Annotated in this window: 19 protein-coding genes; 13 read left to right on the top strand and 6 right to left on the bottom strand. The window is 60.8% G+C overall.

Translation table 11 applies throughout. The features are described 5' to 3' along the window. Nucleotides 1-61: 61 nt before the first annotated feature. Nucleotides 62-538 carry a PAS domain-containing protein gene (locus GQX66_RS15915; protein WP_085746947.1) on the top strand — a complete coding sequence of 159 codons (477 nt, stop codon included), beginning with the start codon at nt 62-64 and terminating at the stop codon, nt 536-538. Nucleotides 539-592: 54 nt separating this feature from the next. Continuing rightward, entirely contained in the window at nt 593-1,198 is a 606-nt protein-coding gene (locus GQX66_RS15910; protein ID WP_085608095.1) for a hypothetical protein, read from the top strand. A gap of 3 nt (nt 1,199-1,201) precedes the next feature. On the opposite strand, the gene GQX66_RS15905 is transcribed toward GQX66_RS15910, so the two are convergent. Continuing rightward, the gene (locus GQX66_RS15905; protein ID WP_134023597.1) at nt 1,202-2,161 is read right to left on the bottom strand and encodes a MerR family transcriptional regulator; all 960 of its coding nucleotides are present in this window, start codon (nt 2,159-2,161) and stop codon (nt 1,202-1,204) included. Nucleotides 2,162-2,374: 213 nt separating this feature from the next. Here GQX66_RS15905 and GQX66_RS15900 point away from each other — a divergent pair, with 213 nt between their 5' ends. The 6 genes from GQX66_RS15900 to GQX66_RS15875 all read left to right on the top strand — a co-directional run bounded on the left by GQX66_RS15900 (nt 2,375) and on the right by GQX66_RS15875 (nt 5,362). After that, on the top strand, nt 2,375-2,944 hold the full coding sequence (locus tag GQX66_RS15900; protein ID WP_085746946.1) for an antibiotic biosynthesis monooxygenase: 570 nt from the start codon (nt 2,375-2,377) through the stop codon (nt 2,942-2,944). Nucleotides 2,945-3,000: 56 nt separating this feature from the next. Next, on the top strand, nt 3,001-3,711 hold the full coding sequence (folM, locus tag GQX66_RS15895; protein ID WP_134023599.1) for a dihydromonapterin reductase: 711 nt from the start codon (nt 3,001-3,003) through the stop codon (nt 3,709-3,711). A gap of 22 nt (nt 3,712-3,733) precedes the next feature. Continuing rightward, complete coding sequence (gene folE, locus GQX66_RS15890; RefSeq protein ID WP_085746944.1) at nt 3,734-4,294, top strand: GTP cyclohydrolase I FolE; 561 nt, start codon at nt 3,734-3,736, stop codon at nt 4,292-4,294. After that, nucleotides 4,295-4,666, top strand: coding sequence for a dihydroneopterin triphosphate 2'-epimerase (folX, locus tag GQX66_RS15885; RefSeq protein ID WP_007957207.1), 372 nt, complete (start codon nt 4,295-4,297; stop codon nt 4,664-4,666). A 68-nt stretch (nt 4,667-4,734) separates the two neighbouring features. Beyond that, entirely contained in the window at nt 4,735-5,031 is a 297-nt protein-coding gene (locus GQX66_RS15880) for a DUF1244 domain-containing protein (RefSeq protein ID WP_007957206.1), read from the top strand. Continuing rightward, a complete protein-coding gene (locus GQX66_RS15875; RefSeq protein WP_011332495.1) occupies nt 5,024-5,362 on the top strand; it encodes a HopJ type III effector protein in 339 nt (112 codons plus the stop codon). Before GQX66_RS15880 ends, GQX66_RS15875 begins: the two co-directional genes overlap by 8 nt. A 201-nt stretch (nt 5,363-5,563) precedes the next feature. Here GQX66_RS15875 and trxB read toward each other — a convergent pair whose 3' ends face one another. Continuing rightward, nucleotides 5,564-6,526 (bottom strand): thioredoxin-disulfide reductase, encoded by a 963-nt coding sequence (trxB, locus tag GQX66_RS15870; RefSeq protein WP_007957204.1) that lies wholly within the window; start codon nt 6,524-6,526, stop codon nt 5,564-5,566. Between the two features lie 310 nt (nt 6,527-6,836). On the opposite strand from trxB, the gene cysZ reads away from it, so the two are divergent. Next, complete coding sequence (cysZ, locus tag GQX66_RS15865; RefSeq protein ID WP_011332493.1) at nt 6,837-7,589, top strand: sulfate transporter CysZ; 753 nt, start codon at nt 6,837-6,839, stop codon at nt 7,587-7,589. Between the two features lie 42 nt (nt 7,590-7,631). Further along, nucleotides 7,632-8,852 carry a glycosyltransferase family 1 protein gene (locus GQX66_RS15860; RefSeq protein WP_240869984.1) on the top strand — a complete coding sequence of 407 codons (1,221 nt, stop codon included), beginning with the start codon at nt 7,632-7,634 and terminating at the stop codon, nt 8,850-8,852. Here the strand turns inward: GQX66_RS15860 and GQX66_RS15855 are convergent. The 3 genes from GQX66_RS15855 to GQX66_RS15845 form a co-directional block, all read right to left on the bottom strand. Further along, nucleotides 8,821-9,924, bottom strand: coding sequence for an NADH:flavin oxidoreductase (locus tag GQX66_RS15855; RefSeq protein WP_064600676.1), 1,104 nt, complete (start codon nt 9,922-9,924; stop codon nt 8,821-8,823). The two genes, GQX66_RS15860 and GQX66_RS15855, sit on opposite strands and share 32 nt — an antisense overlap. A gap of 157 nt (nt 9,925-10,081) precedes the next feature. Then, nucleotides 10,082-10,564 (bottom strand): glutathione peroxidase, encoded by a 483-nt coding sequence (locus GQX66_RS15850; protein ID WP_007959082.1) that lies wholly within the window; start codon nt 10,562-10,564, stop codon nt 10,082-10,084. Nucleotides 10,565-10,686: 122 nt separating this feature from the next. Then, on the bottom strand, nt 10,687-11,172 hold the full coding sequence (locus tag GQX66_RS15845) for a peptidylprolyl isomerase (protein WP_011332490.1): 486 nt from the start codon (nt 11,170-11,172) through the stop codon (nt 10,687-10,689). Here GQX66_RS15845 and GQX66_RS15840 point away from each other — a divergent pair. From GQX66_RS15840 to GQX66_RS15830, 3 genes are read left to right on the top strand one after another with little or no spacing between them, the layout of a single operon-like run. Beyond that, nucleotides 11,141-11,479 (top strand): DUF3565 domain-containing protein, encoded by a 339-nt coding sequence (locus GQX66_RS15840; protein ID WP_085746941.1) that lies wholly within the window; start codon nt 11,141-11,143, stop codon nt 11,477-11,479. The two genes, GQX66_RS15845 and GQX66_RS15840, sit on opposite strands and share 32 nt — an antisense overlap. 60 nt (nt 11,480-11,539) lie before the next feature. After that, on the top strand, nt 11,540-13,639 hold the full coding sequence (pta, locus tag GQX66_RS15835; protein WP_011332488.1) for a phosphate acetyltransferase: 2,100 nt from the start codon (nt 11,540-11,542) through the stop codon (nt 13,637-13,639). A gap of 4 nt (nt 13,640-13,643) precedes the next feature. Beyond that, nucleotides 13,644-14,549, top strand: a complete 906-nt coding sequence (locus GQX66_RS15830) for an acyltransferase (protein ID WP_102686875.1) — start codon at nt 13,644-13,646, stop codon at nt 14,547-14,549. A gap of 497 nt (nt 14,550-15,046) precedes the next feature. On the opposite strand, the gene cysN is transcribed toward GQX66_RS15830, so the two are convergent. Beyond that, nucleotides 15,047-16,945, bottom strand: coding sequence for a sulfate adenylyltransferase subunit CysN (gene cysN, locus GQX66_RS15825; RefSeq protein WP_085666894.1), 1,899 nt, complete (start codon nt 16,943-16,945; stop codon nt 15,047-15,049). Nucleotides 16,946-16,981 lie beyond the last annotated feature (36 nt).

Below are 16,981 nucleotides of genomic sequence, written 5' to 3'. Positions count from 1 at the left end.
TAGACAGCGCCGGTCGATCTTCTAGAATGCCTGCCACCGAAATCCTTGTAAGGCTTCATAGATGATCAATGCCAGTCTGCTGCAAATGGTGATCAACGCGTCGAACGAAGGGATCGTGGTGGCAGAAAAGGAAGGCGATCAGGACAACATCCTGATCTACGTGAACCCGGCTTTCGAAAAAATGACCGGCTACACCCGCGAGGAAATTCTCTATCAGGACTGTCGCTTCCTGCAGGCTGGGGATCGCGACCAGGCCAGTCTCGGGGTAATTCGCGAGGTTTTGAGAGAAGGCGGCTCATGCCGGGAAATCCTGCGTAATTATCGCAAGGATGGCACGCCGTTCTGGAACGAGCTGTCCCTGTCCACGATTAAAAATGCCGATGACGGAATGACCTATTTCGTGGGCGTGCAAAAAGACGTCACCGTTCAGGTCAAGGCCCAGCAGCGGGTTGTGCAACTGGAAGCCCGGGTTGCGGCGCTGGAAGCCGAACTCGCAGAACTGAAAGCGACGAACGGCGCAAACAAAACAGCGAACTAATTGTCATTAACTACAATCACCAATGACTTTGTAATTATTCATTTCGAGTTAGCCATGCAGCGTGACGCCCTCCTGACCCAGGATGAGCTGGATTTCATCCAGACCATGCAACACAACCCGCAACTCAATGTGCGGGATGCGACGTCGAGCCTGCTGGTCAATGGTGGTTCGCAGATCCGTGATCTGCTCACGCGTCTGGCGGCCCATGAGCAAGTCACCATCCAGGCCAACTTCGAAAATCAGCAGATGACTTTCCCGCTGCATCTGGTGGAAGACGAGTTCCACGCCCTGCACCTGCGCCTGGGTGTACCGAGCATTTATGAAGACGGGCCGATGGTGCGTCCATGGCGCCTGACCCTGGAAGAGCCGGTGGCACTGGAAAATGCCAAGGGCCAGCCGGGAACGTTGTGGGTTCACGAGGTTTCGCACAAGGGTGTGTTGCTGGAAGTGCGCAACAAAACCAAACCGCCGAAGCACTTTGCGTTGTGGTTCAGCCCGTCAGGCTACGAGCGGATTTCCCTGCGCGGGACGTTCGAGCGGGAAACCGAAAACGGCTTTTATGCTTACGAGCTAAGCCAGAGCGATGCCGACGAAACCGAGCGTCTGCGCCAGTTCATCCTGCAACAGCATCGCCTGACCCACCCTGCCCTGCACACCTGATTCTCAGGTATCCAGCGTCCCTGCCAGGAACTGATTCATGCGCTGGCGCATGGTCGCCCCTTCGTTGCCCAGACAGCCAACCGATGATCCGGCCAGGCTGTCCTGCGCCAGATCGGCAGCATCGCCTGCCAGCATCAACTGACAATCCAGACTCAAGGCCAGACGATTCAGACGTCGCGGCAACTCTGCGGTCGGCGCGTGATTGGAAAACAGCACCAGCGCCTGGGGCCTGGTCTTTTCGCACACCAGCGTCAGCTCATCGAACGGCTGACCGGTGGTGAGCACACGAACGCCCGCGTCATTGCCGCTGAGAAACAGCGCCGCCACCAGCAACTCAAGCTCACGACATTGACCGGCCAGCGCGCTGACGATCACCTTGCGCGGTTGCGAGCCGCGCAGCACGACGATGCGCTGCAGCACCTTCGCTCGCAGAAAACCATCGAAGAACAGCCACTCGCTGGTCTGCCCGAACGCGTCCTGACGCTGGAGCATTTGCAGCCACAGCGGCATCAGGATGTCCTGAAACGCTACGGGCAAGGCATAGGAGGAGAAAATCTGTCCGTAGACCCGGTCGAGCAACTGATCGTCGAACGAGCTGACTGCCTGCCGGACCTGTTCCTGCCACTGGAGGTAGTCAGCCTGCACCAGGTCATCGGGAATTAAGTGGGCCAGCACCTTCATCGGCTCGGTCTTGGCGAGGATCTTGCCGATCTTGCTCACGGCGACACCCCGATCGATCCAGTCGACGATGCTGCGAACGCGCTCGATATCGGTCATGGAATACAAACGATGCCCACTTTCGGTGCGTGTCGGCTCGATCAAACCATACCGACGCTCCCAGGCGCGCAACGTGACCGGGTTCACGCCGGTCACGCGCGACACTTCGCGAATCGGGAAAAGCTCCTCGCGCTCCAGCGCAACAGATGCCTGCGAAGCAGGGCGAACGTCTGTAATGACAGGCATTTGGGCGGACACGTCCTTGTTGGCGAAGTTGGATCCCATTCTACTCCGGATGCCCCTCCCCGGTTCAACCGACGAAATGAGACGAAAGTCTCTGGTTTTGTCACGATAATCAGGAATAATCCTTGCTTGTCGAAAAACGCAGCCCTCTACCCCGGCGCTGCGTCAGGCGAAGCTCCTACCCGGAGCGACGCAAATGCAATACGGAGATACACAATGTCTACTTCCCCCGTCACGCTGATGGTCGCGCGTCGTGTCGCCAATGGTCGTTATCAGGATCTGATTGCCTGGTTGCGAGAAGGCGAACAACTGGCCACCGACTTCCCCGGTTACCTCGGCTCCGGCGTACTGGCCCCGCCTCCCGGCGACGATGAATTCCAGATCATCTTCCGCTTCGTCGACGAACAGACCCTGCACGCCTGGGAACACTCGGCATCGCGCACCGCCTGGCTGGCTCGTGGCAGCGATCTGTTTGCTCACCCGACGGAACATCGGGTCAGCGGAATCGAAGGCTGGTTCGGTGCAGCTGGCGCACGTCCTCCTCGCTGGAAGCAAGCGGTGGCGATCTGGCTGGCGTTCTTCCCGGTGTCGCTGCTGTTCAATTTCGTGCTGGGCCCGCTGCTCGCGGAAATGAGCCTGTTGACGAGGGTCTTCATCAGCACGCTCTGCCTGACCCCGTTGATGGTCTACTTCTTCATTCCGCTGTCGACCCGCCTGCTGGCCGGCTGGCTCAACCCGGCGCCTGCACGCCCGCTGCCTGCCGCACCCTCCACGCAAAATCGCTGAAGCCGTCGCTCGCGTCGCTGTTATAGTTTTTGCTCTGACTTCGACGCGAGCCGTACATGACTTCTCACACAGCTCCCATCCTCATCACCGGCGCCGGCCAGCGGGTCGGCCTGCATTGCGCGCAGCGTCTGCTGGAAGACGGTCATCGGGTGATCTTCACCTACCGCAGCGAACGGCCGGGTGTGAAGGCATTGCGGGATCTGGGCGCCCTCGGGCTGCACGCGGACTTTTCCAGTGAAGCCTCGATCCTCGCGTTCATCACCGAACTGAAGACCCACACCGACAGCCTGCGCGCCATCGTGCACAACGCCTCGGAATGGCTGGCGGAAACCGGTGACGGCGAAGCCGAAGCCTTTAGCCGGATGTTCAACATCCACATGCTGGCGCCGTACCTGATCAACCTGCATTGCGCCGAACTGCTGCAACGTTCGAGTCCTGCCGACATCATCCACATCAGCGATGACGTCACCCGCAAGGGCAGCAGCAAACACATCGGCTATTGCGCCAGCAAGGCCGGGCTCGACAGTCTCACGCTGTCCTTCGCCGCGCGCTACGCGCCGTCAATCAAGGTCAACGGCATCGCGCCAGCCCTGCTATTGTTCAATCCCGACGACGACGCGGCGTACCGCGCCAAGGCGCTGGCCAAGTCCGCGTTGGGCATCGAACCCGGCAGCGAAGTGATTTATCAGAGCCTGCGCTATCTGCTCGACAACCCGTATGTCACCGGCACGACCCTGACCGTCAACGGCGGGCGGCACGTCAAGTAATACGCCCCCGCGAGGATGCTCCATGACCCGTTCCCTGCCCGAGAATTACCGCGAGATCCTGATCGGTCTCGGTGAAAACCCTGACCGCGAAGGACTGCTCGACACGCCGGTGCGGGCGGCCAAAGCCATGCAGTATCTGTGTCACGGCTATGAACAGAGCGTCGACGAGATCGTCAATGGCGCGCTGTTTGCCTCCGACACCGACGAGATGATCATCGTCGCCGACATCGAGCTTTACTCGTTGTGCGAACATCACCTGCTGCCCTTCATCGGCAAGGCCCATGTGGCTTATATTCCGACGGGCAAGGTGCTGGGGTTGTCGAAGATCGCGCGACTGGTGGACATGTTCGCCCGCCGCCTGCAGATCCAGGAAAACCTCACCCGCCAGATCGCCGAGGCGGTCCGGCAAGTCACCGATGCCGCCGGTGTCGCGGTAGTCATCGAAGCCCGGCACATGTGCATGATGATGCGCGGTGTCGAGAAACAGAATTCGACCATGAACACCTCGGTCATGCTCGGCGCCTTCCGCGAGTCGAGCAACACCCGCCAGGAGTTCCTGCAATTGATTGGACGGAGCAAGTAAATGCCACAACTTCAACCGGGAATGGCGCGCATCCGGGTCAAGGATCTGCGCCTGCGCACCTTCATCGGGATCAACGAGGACGAAATCCTCAACAAGCAGGATGTGCTGATCAACCTGACCATCCTGTACGCCGCGCAGGAAGCGGTGCGAGACAACGACATCGACCACGCGCTGAACTACCGCACCATCACCAAGGCGATCATCGCGCATGTGGAAGGCAACCGTTTCGCGCTGCTCGAACGCCTGACCCAGGAGCTGCTGGATCTGGTGATGGCCAACGAATCGGTGCTGTACGCCGAAGTCGAAGTCGACAAGCCGCATGCCTTGCGTTTTGCCGAGTCGGTGTCGATCACCCTTGCCGCCAGCCGCTGAACGTGTCTGGCGCTACGGGCGTCAGACTTTTATCATCCGCGCCACGATTTGACTGCACAGAGCCCATCATGACCGAGCAACAACGCCTCGAACTCGAAGCCGCCGCCTTCCGCCGGCTGGTCGCCCACCTGGACAGCCGCAAGGACGTGCAGAACATCGACCTGATGAACCTCGCCGGGTTCTGCCGCAACTGCCTGTCCAAGTGGTACAAGGCCGAGGCCGACGAGCGCCGGATCGAGGTCAGCCTCGACGATGCCCGTGAAGTGGTTTACGGCATGCCGTACGCCGACTGGAAAGCCCAATATCAGCAAGAAGCCAGCGCCGAACAGCAAGCGGCGTTCGCCAAAGGAAAACCCAATGAGTGATCTGAACACCCTGCGCGCCAGCCTCAAGAGCGGCGAACACGTTTTTGCCGACACCCTGTCGTTCATCGCCGCTGGTTACGACTACCAGCCTCAGGCGTTCAACAACGGCGGCGTGGAAAACGCGGCCGGGCAGAACGAAGGTTCGTGCAAGACTTTGGGTCTGGCGCTACTGGAAGGCTTGAGCGACGAAGAAGCGCTGCTGGCGTTCGGCGAACACTACCGCTCGGTCGTGGCAACGCCTGAAGGCAGCGATCACGGCAATATCCGTGCGCTGATCCAGCACGGTCTGGCGGGCGTGAAGTTCGAAGCGCAACCGCTGACCCGCCGCTGAATCCCGACACAACACTATCCCTGTCAGATCGTTCCCACGCTCCGCGTGGGAATGCAGCCGGGGACGCTCCGCGTCCCAAGGACGCAGAGCGTCCAGATGAGGCATTCCGACACAGAGCGTGGGAACGATCATTGTCGTGGTGCCTGTGAATAATGGGCATGAAAAAACCGGCCAATTGGCCGGTTTTTTGTGTCTGCGTTCTTAGAACGAAACGTTCTGCAGATCGTCCAGGTAACGCTCCGTGTCCAGTGCCGCCATGCAACCGGCGCCGGCCGAGGTGATGGCCTGACGGTAAACGTGGTCGGCCACGTCGCCGGCAGCGAAGATGCCTTCGACGCTGGTCGCGGTGGCGTTGCCTTCACGGCCGCCCTGAACCACGAGGTAGCCGTCCTTCAGCTCCAGCTGACCTTCGAACAGCGAGGTGTTCGGGGTGTGGCCGATCGCGATGAACACGCCGTCGACCTTGATTTCGTCGAAGCTGCCGTCGTTGTTCTTCAGACGCGCGCCGGTCACGCCCATGTTGTCGCCCAGCACTTCGTCCAGGGTCGCGTTCAGTTTCAGCTCGATCTTGCCTTCGGCCACACGGGCGTTGAGCTTGTCGATCAGGATCTTCTCGGCGCGAAAGGTTTCGCGACGGTGGATCAGGGTGACCTTGCTGGCGATGTTGGCCAGGTACAGGGCTTCTTCGACAGCGGTGTTGCCGCCACCGACCACGGCCACCGGCTTGTTGCGATAGAAGAAACCGTCGCAGGTCGCGCAAGCCGAAACGCCTTTGCCCATGAACGCTTCTTCCGACGGCAGGCCCAGGTAACGAGCGCTGGCGCCGGTGGCGATGATCAGCGCGTCGCAGGTGTAGGTGCCGCTGTCGCCGGTCAGGCTGTATGGCTTGGAAGCGAAGTCCACGGCGTTGATGTGATCGAAGACGATCTCGGTTTCAAAACGCTCGGCGTGCTCGCGCATGCGCTCCATCAGCACCGGGCCGGTCAGACCGTGGACGTCGCCCGGCCAGTTGTCGACTTCGGTGGTGGTGGTCAGTTGACCGCCGGCCTGCATGCCGGTGATCAGCAGCGGCTTGAGGTTGGCACGGGCAGCGTAGACGGCAGCGCTGTAACCGGCAGGGCCGGAACCGAGGATGATCACTCGCGAATGACGGACTTCAGACATGAACCTGCTCCTGTTGACCGGCCAAGATACCTGGCCGGACGCCGGACTGCCGGCGGGAATAAAAAAGGACTGTGGATAACCTTGGGGAAGGCATGAGCTCGACAGTCCTGTAAAAAGTTGGGTGCAGCGTATCGAGGGGGGCAAGATTAAGGAAATACGGTTTAACAATCCAGCTCATAGGTGGTCTCTATGCCCACGTACTGACGAGATGGACGTCTTTGTTACAGTGAATGTCCATCCCGCCACCGCGCTTTCACAGGTTCTGCAAAGTCGGTAAGGTCGGCGCGTTTTCCCTTGTTCGGAGCACCTTATGCCCGCCCCTGTTCTGTCCGGCCCGCAATACCTGCGCGAAGGCCTCAAACTGGTCTTGAGCCCTGGCCTGCGCTTGTTCGTACTGCTGCCGCTGGCCATCAACCTGGTGCTGTTCGTCGGATTGATCTATCTGGCCGGCCACCAGTTCAGCCTGTGGGTCGACACGCTGATGCCGTCGCTGCCCGAGTGGCTGAGTTTCCTCAGCTACATCCTGTGGCCGCTGTTTGTGGTGCTGGTGGCGTTGATGGTGTTTTTCACCTTCACCATGCTGGCCAACGTGATCGCCGCACCGTTCAACGGTTTCCTCGCGGAAAAAGTCGAAGTGGTAGTGCGCGGCACCGACGACTTCCCGGCCTTCAGCTGGGGCGAACTGATCGCCATGATCCCGCGCACCCTGGCCCGGGAAATGCGCAAGCTCGGTTACTTCCTGCCCCGGGCGATCGGCCTGTTCATCCTCTCGTTCATCCCGGTGGTGAACATCGTCGCCGCACCGCTGTGGCTGTTGTTCGGGGTGTGGATGATGGCGATCCAGTACATCGACTACCCGGCGGACAACCACAAGCTGGGCTGGAACGAAATGCTCGCCTGGCTGCGCCAGAAGCGCTGGCAGAGCATGAGCTTTGGCGGGATCGTTTATCTGGTGTTGCTGATTCCGGTGGTCAACATCCTGATGATGCCGGCCGCCGTGGCTGGCGCGACACTGTTCTGGGTCCGCGAACGGGGTGCCGAGAATCTTGTGACGCAACGCTGAGGCCGCGTCACAAATCCATCATCCGAACGTCACAACCACGACATGGCCTCAGCCGACACTGAGGTCATGACGACAGCTCTACATATCACCCTCATCAGCGAAACTTTCCCACCGGAAATCAACGGCGTGGCCAATACCCTTGGCCGCTTGTGCGACGGTTTGCGCGCACGCGGGCATCGGGTGGAACTGGTGCGACCGCGTCAGGCGGACGATCCGCAGCGCAGTGAAGATGAATCGCTGCTGCTCTGCCGGGGCTGGCCGTTGCCGGGTTATCCGGGGTTGCAATGGGGCCAGTCGTCGATGCACAAGTTGCTGCGGCGCTGGACGCGCCAGCGCCCGGACGTGCTCTACATCGCCACCGAAGGTCCGCTCGGGCTGTCGGCCTTGCGCGCGGCGCGCCGTCTGGGGATTGCCGTGGTCAGCGGCTTTCATACCAACTTTCAGCAATACACCCAACAGTACGGGCTCGGTTTGCTGACGCGCTTGCTCACCCACTATCTGCGCTGGTTTCACAATCGTTCGGCCATGACCCTGGTGCCTAGCGTAAGCCAGCGTCTGGAGCTGGAGCGTCGGCACTTCGAACGCCTGGCGCTGCTGTCGCGGGGTGTCGACAGTCAGTTGTTTCACCCGGCCAAACGCCTGAATGCCTTGCGTGAGCAATGGGGTCTTGGCGAGCAGGACATTGCTGTCATTCACGTAGGACGCCTGGCACCGGAGAAAAACCTCGGCCTGCTCAAGCGCAGTTTCGAAAAGCTCGCCGGCACGTATCCACAACGCAACCTGAAGCTGATCGTGGTCGGCGACGGACCGCAACGAATGGCACTGGAGAAGGAACTGCCCGAGGCGATTTTCTGCGGCTCGCAACGGGGCGAAGCACTGGCAGCGCACTATGCGTCGGGGGATGTGTTTCTGTTTCCGAGCCTGACCGAAACCTTCGGCAACGTCGTGCTGGAAGCGCTGGCCTCAGGCCTTGGGGTGGTGGCTTACGATCAGGCCGCGGCGGCCCAGCATATTCGCCATGGCTACAACGGCGTGCTGGCGATGCCCGGGGATGAAGAGGCGTTCTGCGAGGCAGCGGCGTGGCTGCTGGAAGAAGACGAAAGGTTGCGCTGCGTACGCCTGAACGCACGCCAACACGCCAGCCGCCAGGGTTGGGCGGCTATCGTCGAACAGTTTGAAAACCATTTGCTGGGGGCTTGCCGCGACCTGCGCGACAAGCCGCCCACGGCGATCAAACCAGCGTCATCAACGCCTCACGGCTGAACGGCAGAATGTCCTGCTCGCGGCCTTCGCGCACTTTCTGCGCCCAGTCCGGATCGACCAGCAGCGCACGCCCCACCGCCACCAGATCGAACTCGTCGTTGTTCAGACGCTCCAGCAGTTTTTCCAGACTGGCCGGTTGCGCGACCTTGTCAGTGTTGACCATGAACTGCAGGAACTCGCCATCGAGGCCGACGCTGCCGACGGTGATGGTCGGTTTGCCGGTCAGCTTGCGTGTCCAGCCGGCCAGGTTCAGGTCGGAACCGTCGAATTCCGGCTCCCAGAAACGGCGCGTCGAGCAATGGAAAATGTCCACGCCAGCGTCGGACAACGGCTTGAGGAATTCACCCAGCGCTTCGGCGGTTTGCACCAGACGCGCGGTGTAGTCCTGCTGTTTCCACTGCGAGAAGCGGAAGATGATCGGGAAACCTTCGCCCACCGCCGCACGCACAGCCTGAATCAGCTCGATGGCGAAACGCGAACGGTTGGCCAGGCTGCCACCGTATTCGTCGGTGCGCTGGTTGCTGCCTTCCCAGAAGAACTGGTCGATCAGGTAACCGTGGGCGCCGTGGATTTCCACGCCGTCCATGCCGATGCTTTGGGCATCTTTGGCGGCTTGAGCGAACGCGGCGATTACATCCTGGATGTCCTGTTTGGTCATGCCGTGCACCACGACCTGACCGTCCTTGAGTTTTTCCGACGGGCCGTAACCCGGCACGCTCGCATCCGGCTCGGTGCCCAGACGGCGCACATTGCCGACGTGCCACAGTTGCGGAACAATCTTGCCGCCTTCGGCGTGCACCGCATCCACGACTTTCTTCCAGCCGGCCAGCGCGGCTTCACCGTAGAAGTGCGGCACGTTCGGGTAACCGTTGGAAGCCTGGTGGCCGACGGTGGTGCCTTCGGTGATGATCAGGCCGACACCGGCCGCCGCGCGACGACGGTAGTACTCGATCACTTTGGAATTGGGCACACCGCCTGGAGAAAACGAACGGGTCATCGGCGCCATGACCACGCGGGTCGGCAGTTCGAGGGCACCGAGCTGGAACGGTTTGAACAGGGCTTGCACGGGCATGGGAGGCTCCACGAAAAATTGATCGACGGGCATGCGATTCATATGACGGCGATAATATGCGGAGTTCCAACCGTGCGATAGCACTATTGATCTGAATGATTAAGGGTCAAAAGGCAGGCGAAAAAAATCGCAGCGCGAGGGCTGCGATTTTTGTGTTTCAGCTCAGGGCTTTTTCAATCGCCGTAATCACCGAAGGATCATCCGGCGCCGTGCGCGGCGAGAATCGGGCCAGTACCCGACCGTCCTTGCCGAGCAGGAATTTCTCGAAATTCCAGGTGATGTCACCGGGAAACTCCGCGCCCTCGCCCGCCAGCAGGCGGTAGAGCTGATGACGATCGTGACCGTTGACTTCGAGCTTTTTCGACAACGGAAAACTCACGCCATAGTTGAGGCTGCAGAATTCCTGGATCTCCTGCTCACTGCCCGGTTCCTGACCGGCAAACTGGTTGCACGGCAGGCCCAGCACACTGAAGCCTTTGCCTTTGTATTGCTGATAAAGGTTTTCCAGCGCCGCGTACTGTGGGGTCAAGCCGCATTTGGAGGCGACGTTGACCACCAGCACGACTTGGCCCTTGAAGGGTGCCAGCGGTAGCTCCTGACCATCCAGGGCTGTCAACTTAAGGTCGTGAAAAGCACTCATGACGAACTCCAGATTCCCGTTTTCTACTCGAAACAGCCACTTGGCGAGGCCACCAAGGACAGCCGCGGACTAAAAAGGCGCCCTCGGGCGCCTCTCCAGTACTCGAAGCTTAGCGCAGAAAATCAGTGGTGATGGCCACCTTCGCCATGGACGTGACCATGAGCGATTTCTTCCTGGCTGGCGTCACGGATGGCAACGACCTTCACTTTGAAGTTCAGGCGCTGACCGGCCAGCGGATGGTTGCCGTCGACAGTGACGTCGTCGCCGTCCAGGTCACGGATGGTGACGATCTGCATCTGGCCGTCCGGCGCCGAAGCGTGGAACTGCATGCCGACTTCCAGCTCGTCAACGCCTTCGAACATGCTGCGGCTCAGGGTGCTGACCAGTTCAGCGGCGTATTCGCCGTAGGCATCTTCCGGCTCGACGGACACTTCCAGATCGTTACCGACTTCTTTACCTTCCAGGGCTTTTTCCAGGCCCGGGATGATGTTGCCTGCGCCATGCAGGTAGACCAGCGGAGCGCCGCCGGCGGAGCTGTCGATGACCTCACCAGCGTCGTTGGTCAGGGTATAGTCGATGGAGACAGCCTTATTGGCGGCGATCAGCATGGGGCGAGACCTTTTGCATAAGAATGAAGAACGGACAAGTCTAAACAAGGATTTGCCCGAAAGCGAACAGAACCCGGACAGACGGGATCGATTGGCGCCCGTGACCGTCACCGGATTCCATCAGGACGAGGACGGCCACTGGGTCGCCGAACTGTCCTGCGGCCACACCCAGCACCTGCGCCACCAGCCGCCGTGGCAGTCGAGAGCATGGGTGCTGGACGCAATGCAACGTATTGAAAAAATAGGCCAACCCTTTGCTTGCGGTTGGTGCGCTCAAGGCTCGGTTAGCGATAACCTTGGCGACTGAAATTCGGCAGATCGGCACACAGAGGCGATCGCCATTGCCATGCACCCTTAGAGAATCCGCATGCAAACTTTTTTTATCGCGCCCACCGATTTTGGTGTGGGTCTGACCTCCATCAGCCTCGGGCTGGTGCGCACGCTGGAGCGGGCCGGGCTGAAAGTCGGCTTCTTCAAACCGATCGCCCAGCCGCATCCGGGCGACACCGGCCCTGAGCGCTCCACCGAACTGGTGGCCCGCACCCACGGCCTGAAACCGCCGCAGCCACTGGGCCTGGCCCACGTCGAGCGGATGCTCGGCGACGGCCAGCTCGACGAGTTGCTCGAAGAAATCATCACCCTCTACCAGCAGGCCGCCATCGGCAAAGACGTGCTGGTCGTCGAAGGCATGGTGCCGACCCGCAGCGCCAGCTACGCCGCGCGGGTCAACCTGCACCTGGCCAAGAGCCTGGATGCCGAGGTGATTCTGGTCTCGGCCCCGGAAAACGAAGTGCTGACCGAACTGTCCGGCCGCGTCGAGTTGCAGGCGCAACTGTTCGGTGGACCGAAAGACCCGAAAGTCCTCGGCGTGATCCTCAACAAGGTCAAGACCGACGAAAGCATGGACGCCTTCGCCGCGCGTCTGAAAGAGCATTCTCCGTTGCTGCGCACCGGTGATTTCCGTCTGCTCGGCTGCATTCCGTTCCAGCCCGAACTCAACGCCCCGCGCACCCGCGACGTCGCCGACCTGATGGGCGCCCAGGTGCTCAACGCCGGCGACTACGAAACCCGGCGCATGACCAAGACCATCATTTGCGCACGCACGATGCGCAACACCGTGGACCTGCTCAAGCCCGGCGTGCTGGTGGTGACCCCCGGCGATCGCGACGACATCATCCTCGCCGTCAGTCTCGCCGCTATCAACGGCGTGCCGCTGGCCGGCCTGTTGCTGACCAGCGACACCCTGCCCGACCCACGCATCATGGACTTGTGCCGTGGTGCTTTGCAGGCCGGTTTGCCAGTGCTGTCGGTGAGCACCGGCTCCTACGACACGGCCAACCTGCTCAACGGCCTGAACAAGGAAATCCCCGTCGATGACCGCGAACGTGCGGAGATCATCACCGATTTCGTCGCCAGCCATCTGGACGCCAACTGGCTGCACCAGCGCTGCGGTACGCCACGGGAAATGCGCCTGTCGCCGGCGGTGTTCCGTTATCAATTGATTCAACGCGCCCAGGCCGCCAACAAACGCATCGTCCTGCCCGAAGGCAGCGAGCCGTTCACCGTGCAAGCGGCGGCGATCTGTCAGGAACGCGGGATTGCCCGTTGCGTGCTGCTGGCCAAACCGGCAGACGTTGAAGCCGTGGCCAGAGCCCAGGGCATCACGCTGCCGCCGGGGCTGGAAATCCTCGACCCGGACCTGATCCGCGAACGCTACGTCGAACCGATGGTCGCCCTGCGCAAGAGCAAAAGCCTCAACGCGCCGATGGCCGAGCAGCAACTGGAAGACACCGTGGTGATCGGCACCATGATGCTCGCGCTGGATGAAGTCGACGGCTTGGTCTCCGGCATCATCAACACCACCGCCAACACCATCCGCCCGGCGCTTCAACTGATCAAGACCGCGCCGGGCTGCACGCTGGTGTCGTCGGTGTTCTTCATGCTGTTCCCCGAGGAAGTGCTGGTCTACGGCGACTGCGTGATGAACCCGCACCCGAGCGCCAGCGAACTGGCCGAAATCGCCCTGCAAAGCGCCGACTCGGCTGCCGCCTTTGGCATCACCCCGCGCGTGGCGATGATCAGCTACTCCAGCGGCGAATCCGCCACTGGCGAGGAAGTCGAGAAGGTCCGTGAAGCCACCCTGCTCGCCCACGAACAACAGCACTCGCTGCTGATTGACGGGCCGTTGCAGTACGACGCCGCCGCCAACGAAACCGTGGCCCGGCAACTGGCGCCGAACAGCCAGGTGGCCGGTCGCGCCACGGTGTTCGTGTTCCCCGACCTCAACACCGGCAACACCACCCACAAAGCCGTGCAGCGCAGTGCCGATTGCGTCAGCCTCGGCCCGATGCTGCAAGGCCTGCGCAAACCGGTGAACGATCTGCCGCGCGGCGCGCAGGTCGACGACATCGTCTACACCATCGCCCTGACCGCGATTCAGGCTGCCAACCGACCTCTGGATATCTGACCCGATGCTGGCTTTCCTCCCTGCCACCCTGCGCGGCGTGATCGCCGCGCTGCTGCTGGCGCTGAACACGATCCTGCTGTGCTCGTTCCTGTTTCTCGTGGCGCTGATCAAAGTGCTGCCGTTCGACCTCGCACGCCGCGCCTCGCGCTGGCTGATGAGCCACACCCACGAAGCCTGGATCAGCAACAACAAAGGCTGGATGAACCTGGTGCGCCGCACCCGCTGGCACCTCAGCGGCCTGCAAGGCCTGGACTACCAGCACTCGTACCTGATCACCAGCAACCACCAGAGCTGGGTCGACATCCTGGTGCTGCAATACGTGCTCAACCGACGCATCCAGCCGCTGAAGTTCTTCCTCAAACAGGAACTGATCTGGGTCCCGGTCATCGGCCTGGCGTGGTGGACACTGGGCTTCCCGTTCATGAAGCGCTATTCGAAGGCGTACCTGGAAAAACACCCGGAAAAGAAAGGCAAAGACCTGGAAACCACTCGCAAGACCTGCGCGAAATTCCGCGACAACCCGGTAGGCATCTTCAACTTCGTTGAAGGCACACGCTTCACCGAGGGCAAACACGCGCAGCAGCAATCACCGTTCAAATACTTGCTCAAACCAAAGGCCGGCGGCATTGCCTTCGTACTGGATGCGATGGGCGAACAACTGGAATCGATCGTCAACGTCACCATCCACTACCCCGGCGGACGCCCTGGCTTCTGGGACCTGCTGTGCGGCAACGTCCGAGACGTAGTAGTGCACTTCGAAGAACTGAAAATCCCACCGCAGTACATCGGCAAAAACTACGACCAGGACGGCGAATACCGCCTGCAATTCCAGGGCTGGATCAACCAATTGTGGCAAGACAAGGATGCGCTGCTCGAGCAGATGCACCGCGAATATCCCAACCGACGCTGATCCCCCCTGTGGGAACACCTGACAGAAATTGGTCGTCTGTCAGGCCGCCATCGCCAGCAGGCTGGCTCCCACAGGAAAACAGTTCGCTTTCAGTTTTTGGCTTTTCGCCTCCCACCACTCAACACAATGAGCGTTAGCTCGAGTACCGCTCTTGACGTGCCGGCCCCTTCGGCCGGCTGAGTGGAGGGATTCATCCGGGGGTGGGAGCGCAGCGACCGTGCGGCGCAGCCGCATGCATCGAGAGGAGGTGCAGCGAAGCAAACCGTAGGCGATGCCCCCGGATGAATCCCGGAACGAAGGAACACCGAGCCACAGCGAGGTGCCGAACGCCGGGGCCCAGCCTTTTGGTTACTTTTTGGCGTTTGAAAAAGTGACCCGCTGTAAGAGCGGAACCGCCAGCCGCAGCACCAGAAAAAACGGATATTCACCCCAAACAACCCAAAAAAAAGCCCGCCAATGATCACTCATCGGCGGGCTTTTTCATTCGCAGCTAACGCTTAAATCGCACCACGCTTACGCAACAGATCCAACACCTGCTTCACGCTTTCATCCAGCGACAACGACTGGGTATCAATCACCAGATCAGCATCCAGCGGCACATCATACGGGAACGACTCACCCGGAATGTTATCGCCACCCGCAGCATACAACCCTTGCGGATCACGCTCGGCGCACACAGTCGGCGAAGCCTGAACATAAACCGTCAGCAAACGCTCCTTGCCAATCAGATCCTTCGCCTGCTCACGACCTTCAGCACTCGGCGCCACAAACGCCGCAAGCGTCAGCAGACCCGCCTCGTTGAACTGACGCGCCACATGCGCGGCACGACGCCAGTTCTCGGTGCGACCCGCGCGATCCTGCGGCAGCCCCTTATTGAGGTCATGACGCAGATTCTGACCATCCAGCACAAACACCGCACGACCGAGGTCGAACAGCTTGCGCTCGACCGCATACGCCAAGGTGCTCTTGCCCGCACCGGACAGGCCGCTGAACAGCACGGTGGCCGGTTGCTGACCGAAACGCTGAGCGCGCTCTTCGGTCGCTACATGGGCCAGTTTGCCGTGGTGCGTAGCCGTGCCATGGGTCACCGGCTGAGCGACGATCATGCCGGCGCCGACGGTGCCGTTGGTCAAACGGTCGATCACGATGAACGCGCCGGTGGTGCGGTTGCTGTCGTAACCGTCGAGGGCGATCGGCGCGTCGAGCGCGATCTTCACCTTGCCGATTTCGTTGAGCTGCAACGCGCTCGCCGGGCCTTCTTCGAGGGTGTTGACGTCGACCTTGTTGACGATGCTGGCGATGGAGCCCGGCACGTAACTGGTAGCACGCTTGATGTCGTATTTCTTGCCCGGCAGCATCGGCTCTTCAGCCATCCACACCAGCATCGCTTCAAAGCTGTCGGTCACTGGCGGAACATTGTCGGCGTGGACCAGCAGGTCGCCACGGGAGATGTCGATCTCATCTTCCATGGTCAGCGTTACCGCCTGGCCAGGACCTGCGTGTTCCAGTTCACCCTCGAAGGTGACGATGGATTTCACGCGGCTGCTCTTGCCCGACGGCAGGACCACGACTTCGTCGCCCTTCTTGACGATGCCGCTGGCCAGGGTGCCGGCGAAACCGCGGAAGTTCAGGTTCGGACGGTTGACGTACTGCACCGGGAAACGCAGATCGGTGAAGTTGCGGTCGCCCGCCACTTCTACGGTCTCGAGGATTTCCATCAGCGACTGGCCGGTGTACCACGGCGAACGCTCGGACTTGTTCACCACGTTGTCGCCCTTGAGAGCGGACATCGGCACGAAGTGCATGCTCGTCGGCTTCATCTTCAAGCCTTCGGCGAACTTCAGGTAGTCGGCCTTGATCGACTCGAACACGCCCTGATCGAAGCCCTTGAGGTCCATCTTGTTGATGGCGACGACGATGTGCTTGATGCCCAGCAACGAGGCAATGAAGCTGTGGCGACGGGTCTGGGTCTGCACGCCGTAACGGGCGTCGACCAGGATGATCGCCAGGTCACAGGTGGACGCACCGGTGGCCATGTTGCGGGTGTACTGCTCATGGCCGGGGGTGTCGGCGATGATGAATTTGCGCTTGGCGGTGGAGAAATAGCGGTAGGCGACATCGATGGTGATGCCCTGCTCACGCTCGGCCTGCAGGCCGTCGACCAGCAATGCCAGGTCGATGTCGTCACCGGTGGTGCCGACTTTCTTCGAATCGCGGGTGATGGCTTCGAGGTGATCTTCGTAGATCATCTTCGAGTCGTGCAGCAGGCGCCCGATCAGGGTGCTCTTGCCGTCATCGACGTTACCGCAGGTCAAAAAGCGCAGCAGCTCTTTACGTTCGTGCTGGCCCAGGTAGGCGAGGATGTCCTCGCTGATCAAATCAGATGCGTGGCTCATTGCATTCAAGCTCCGAGCTGTAAGCTTCAAGCGGCA

This window comes from Pseudomonas sp. B707, assembly GCF_022496685.1.
Lineage (GTDB): Bacteria > Pseudomonadota > Gammaproteobacteria > Pseudomonadales > Pseudomonadaceae > Aquipseudomonas > Aquipseudomonas paraglycinae.
Note: the sequence above shows the minus strand (reverse complement) of the source record. Positions and strands in the feature narration are given on the sequence as shown.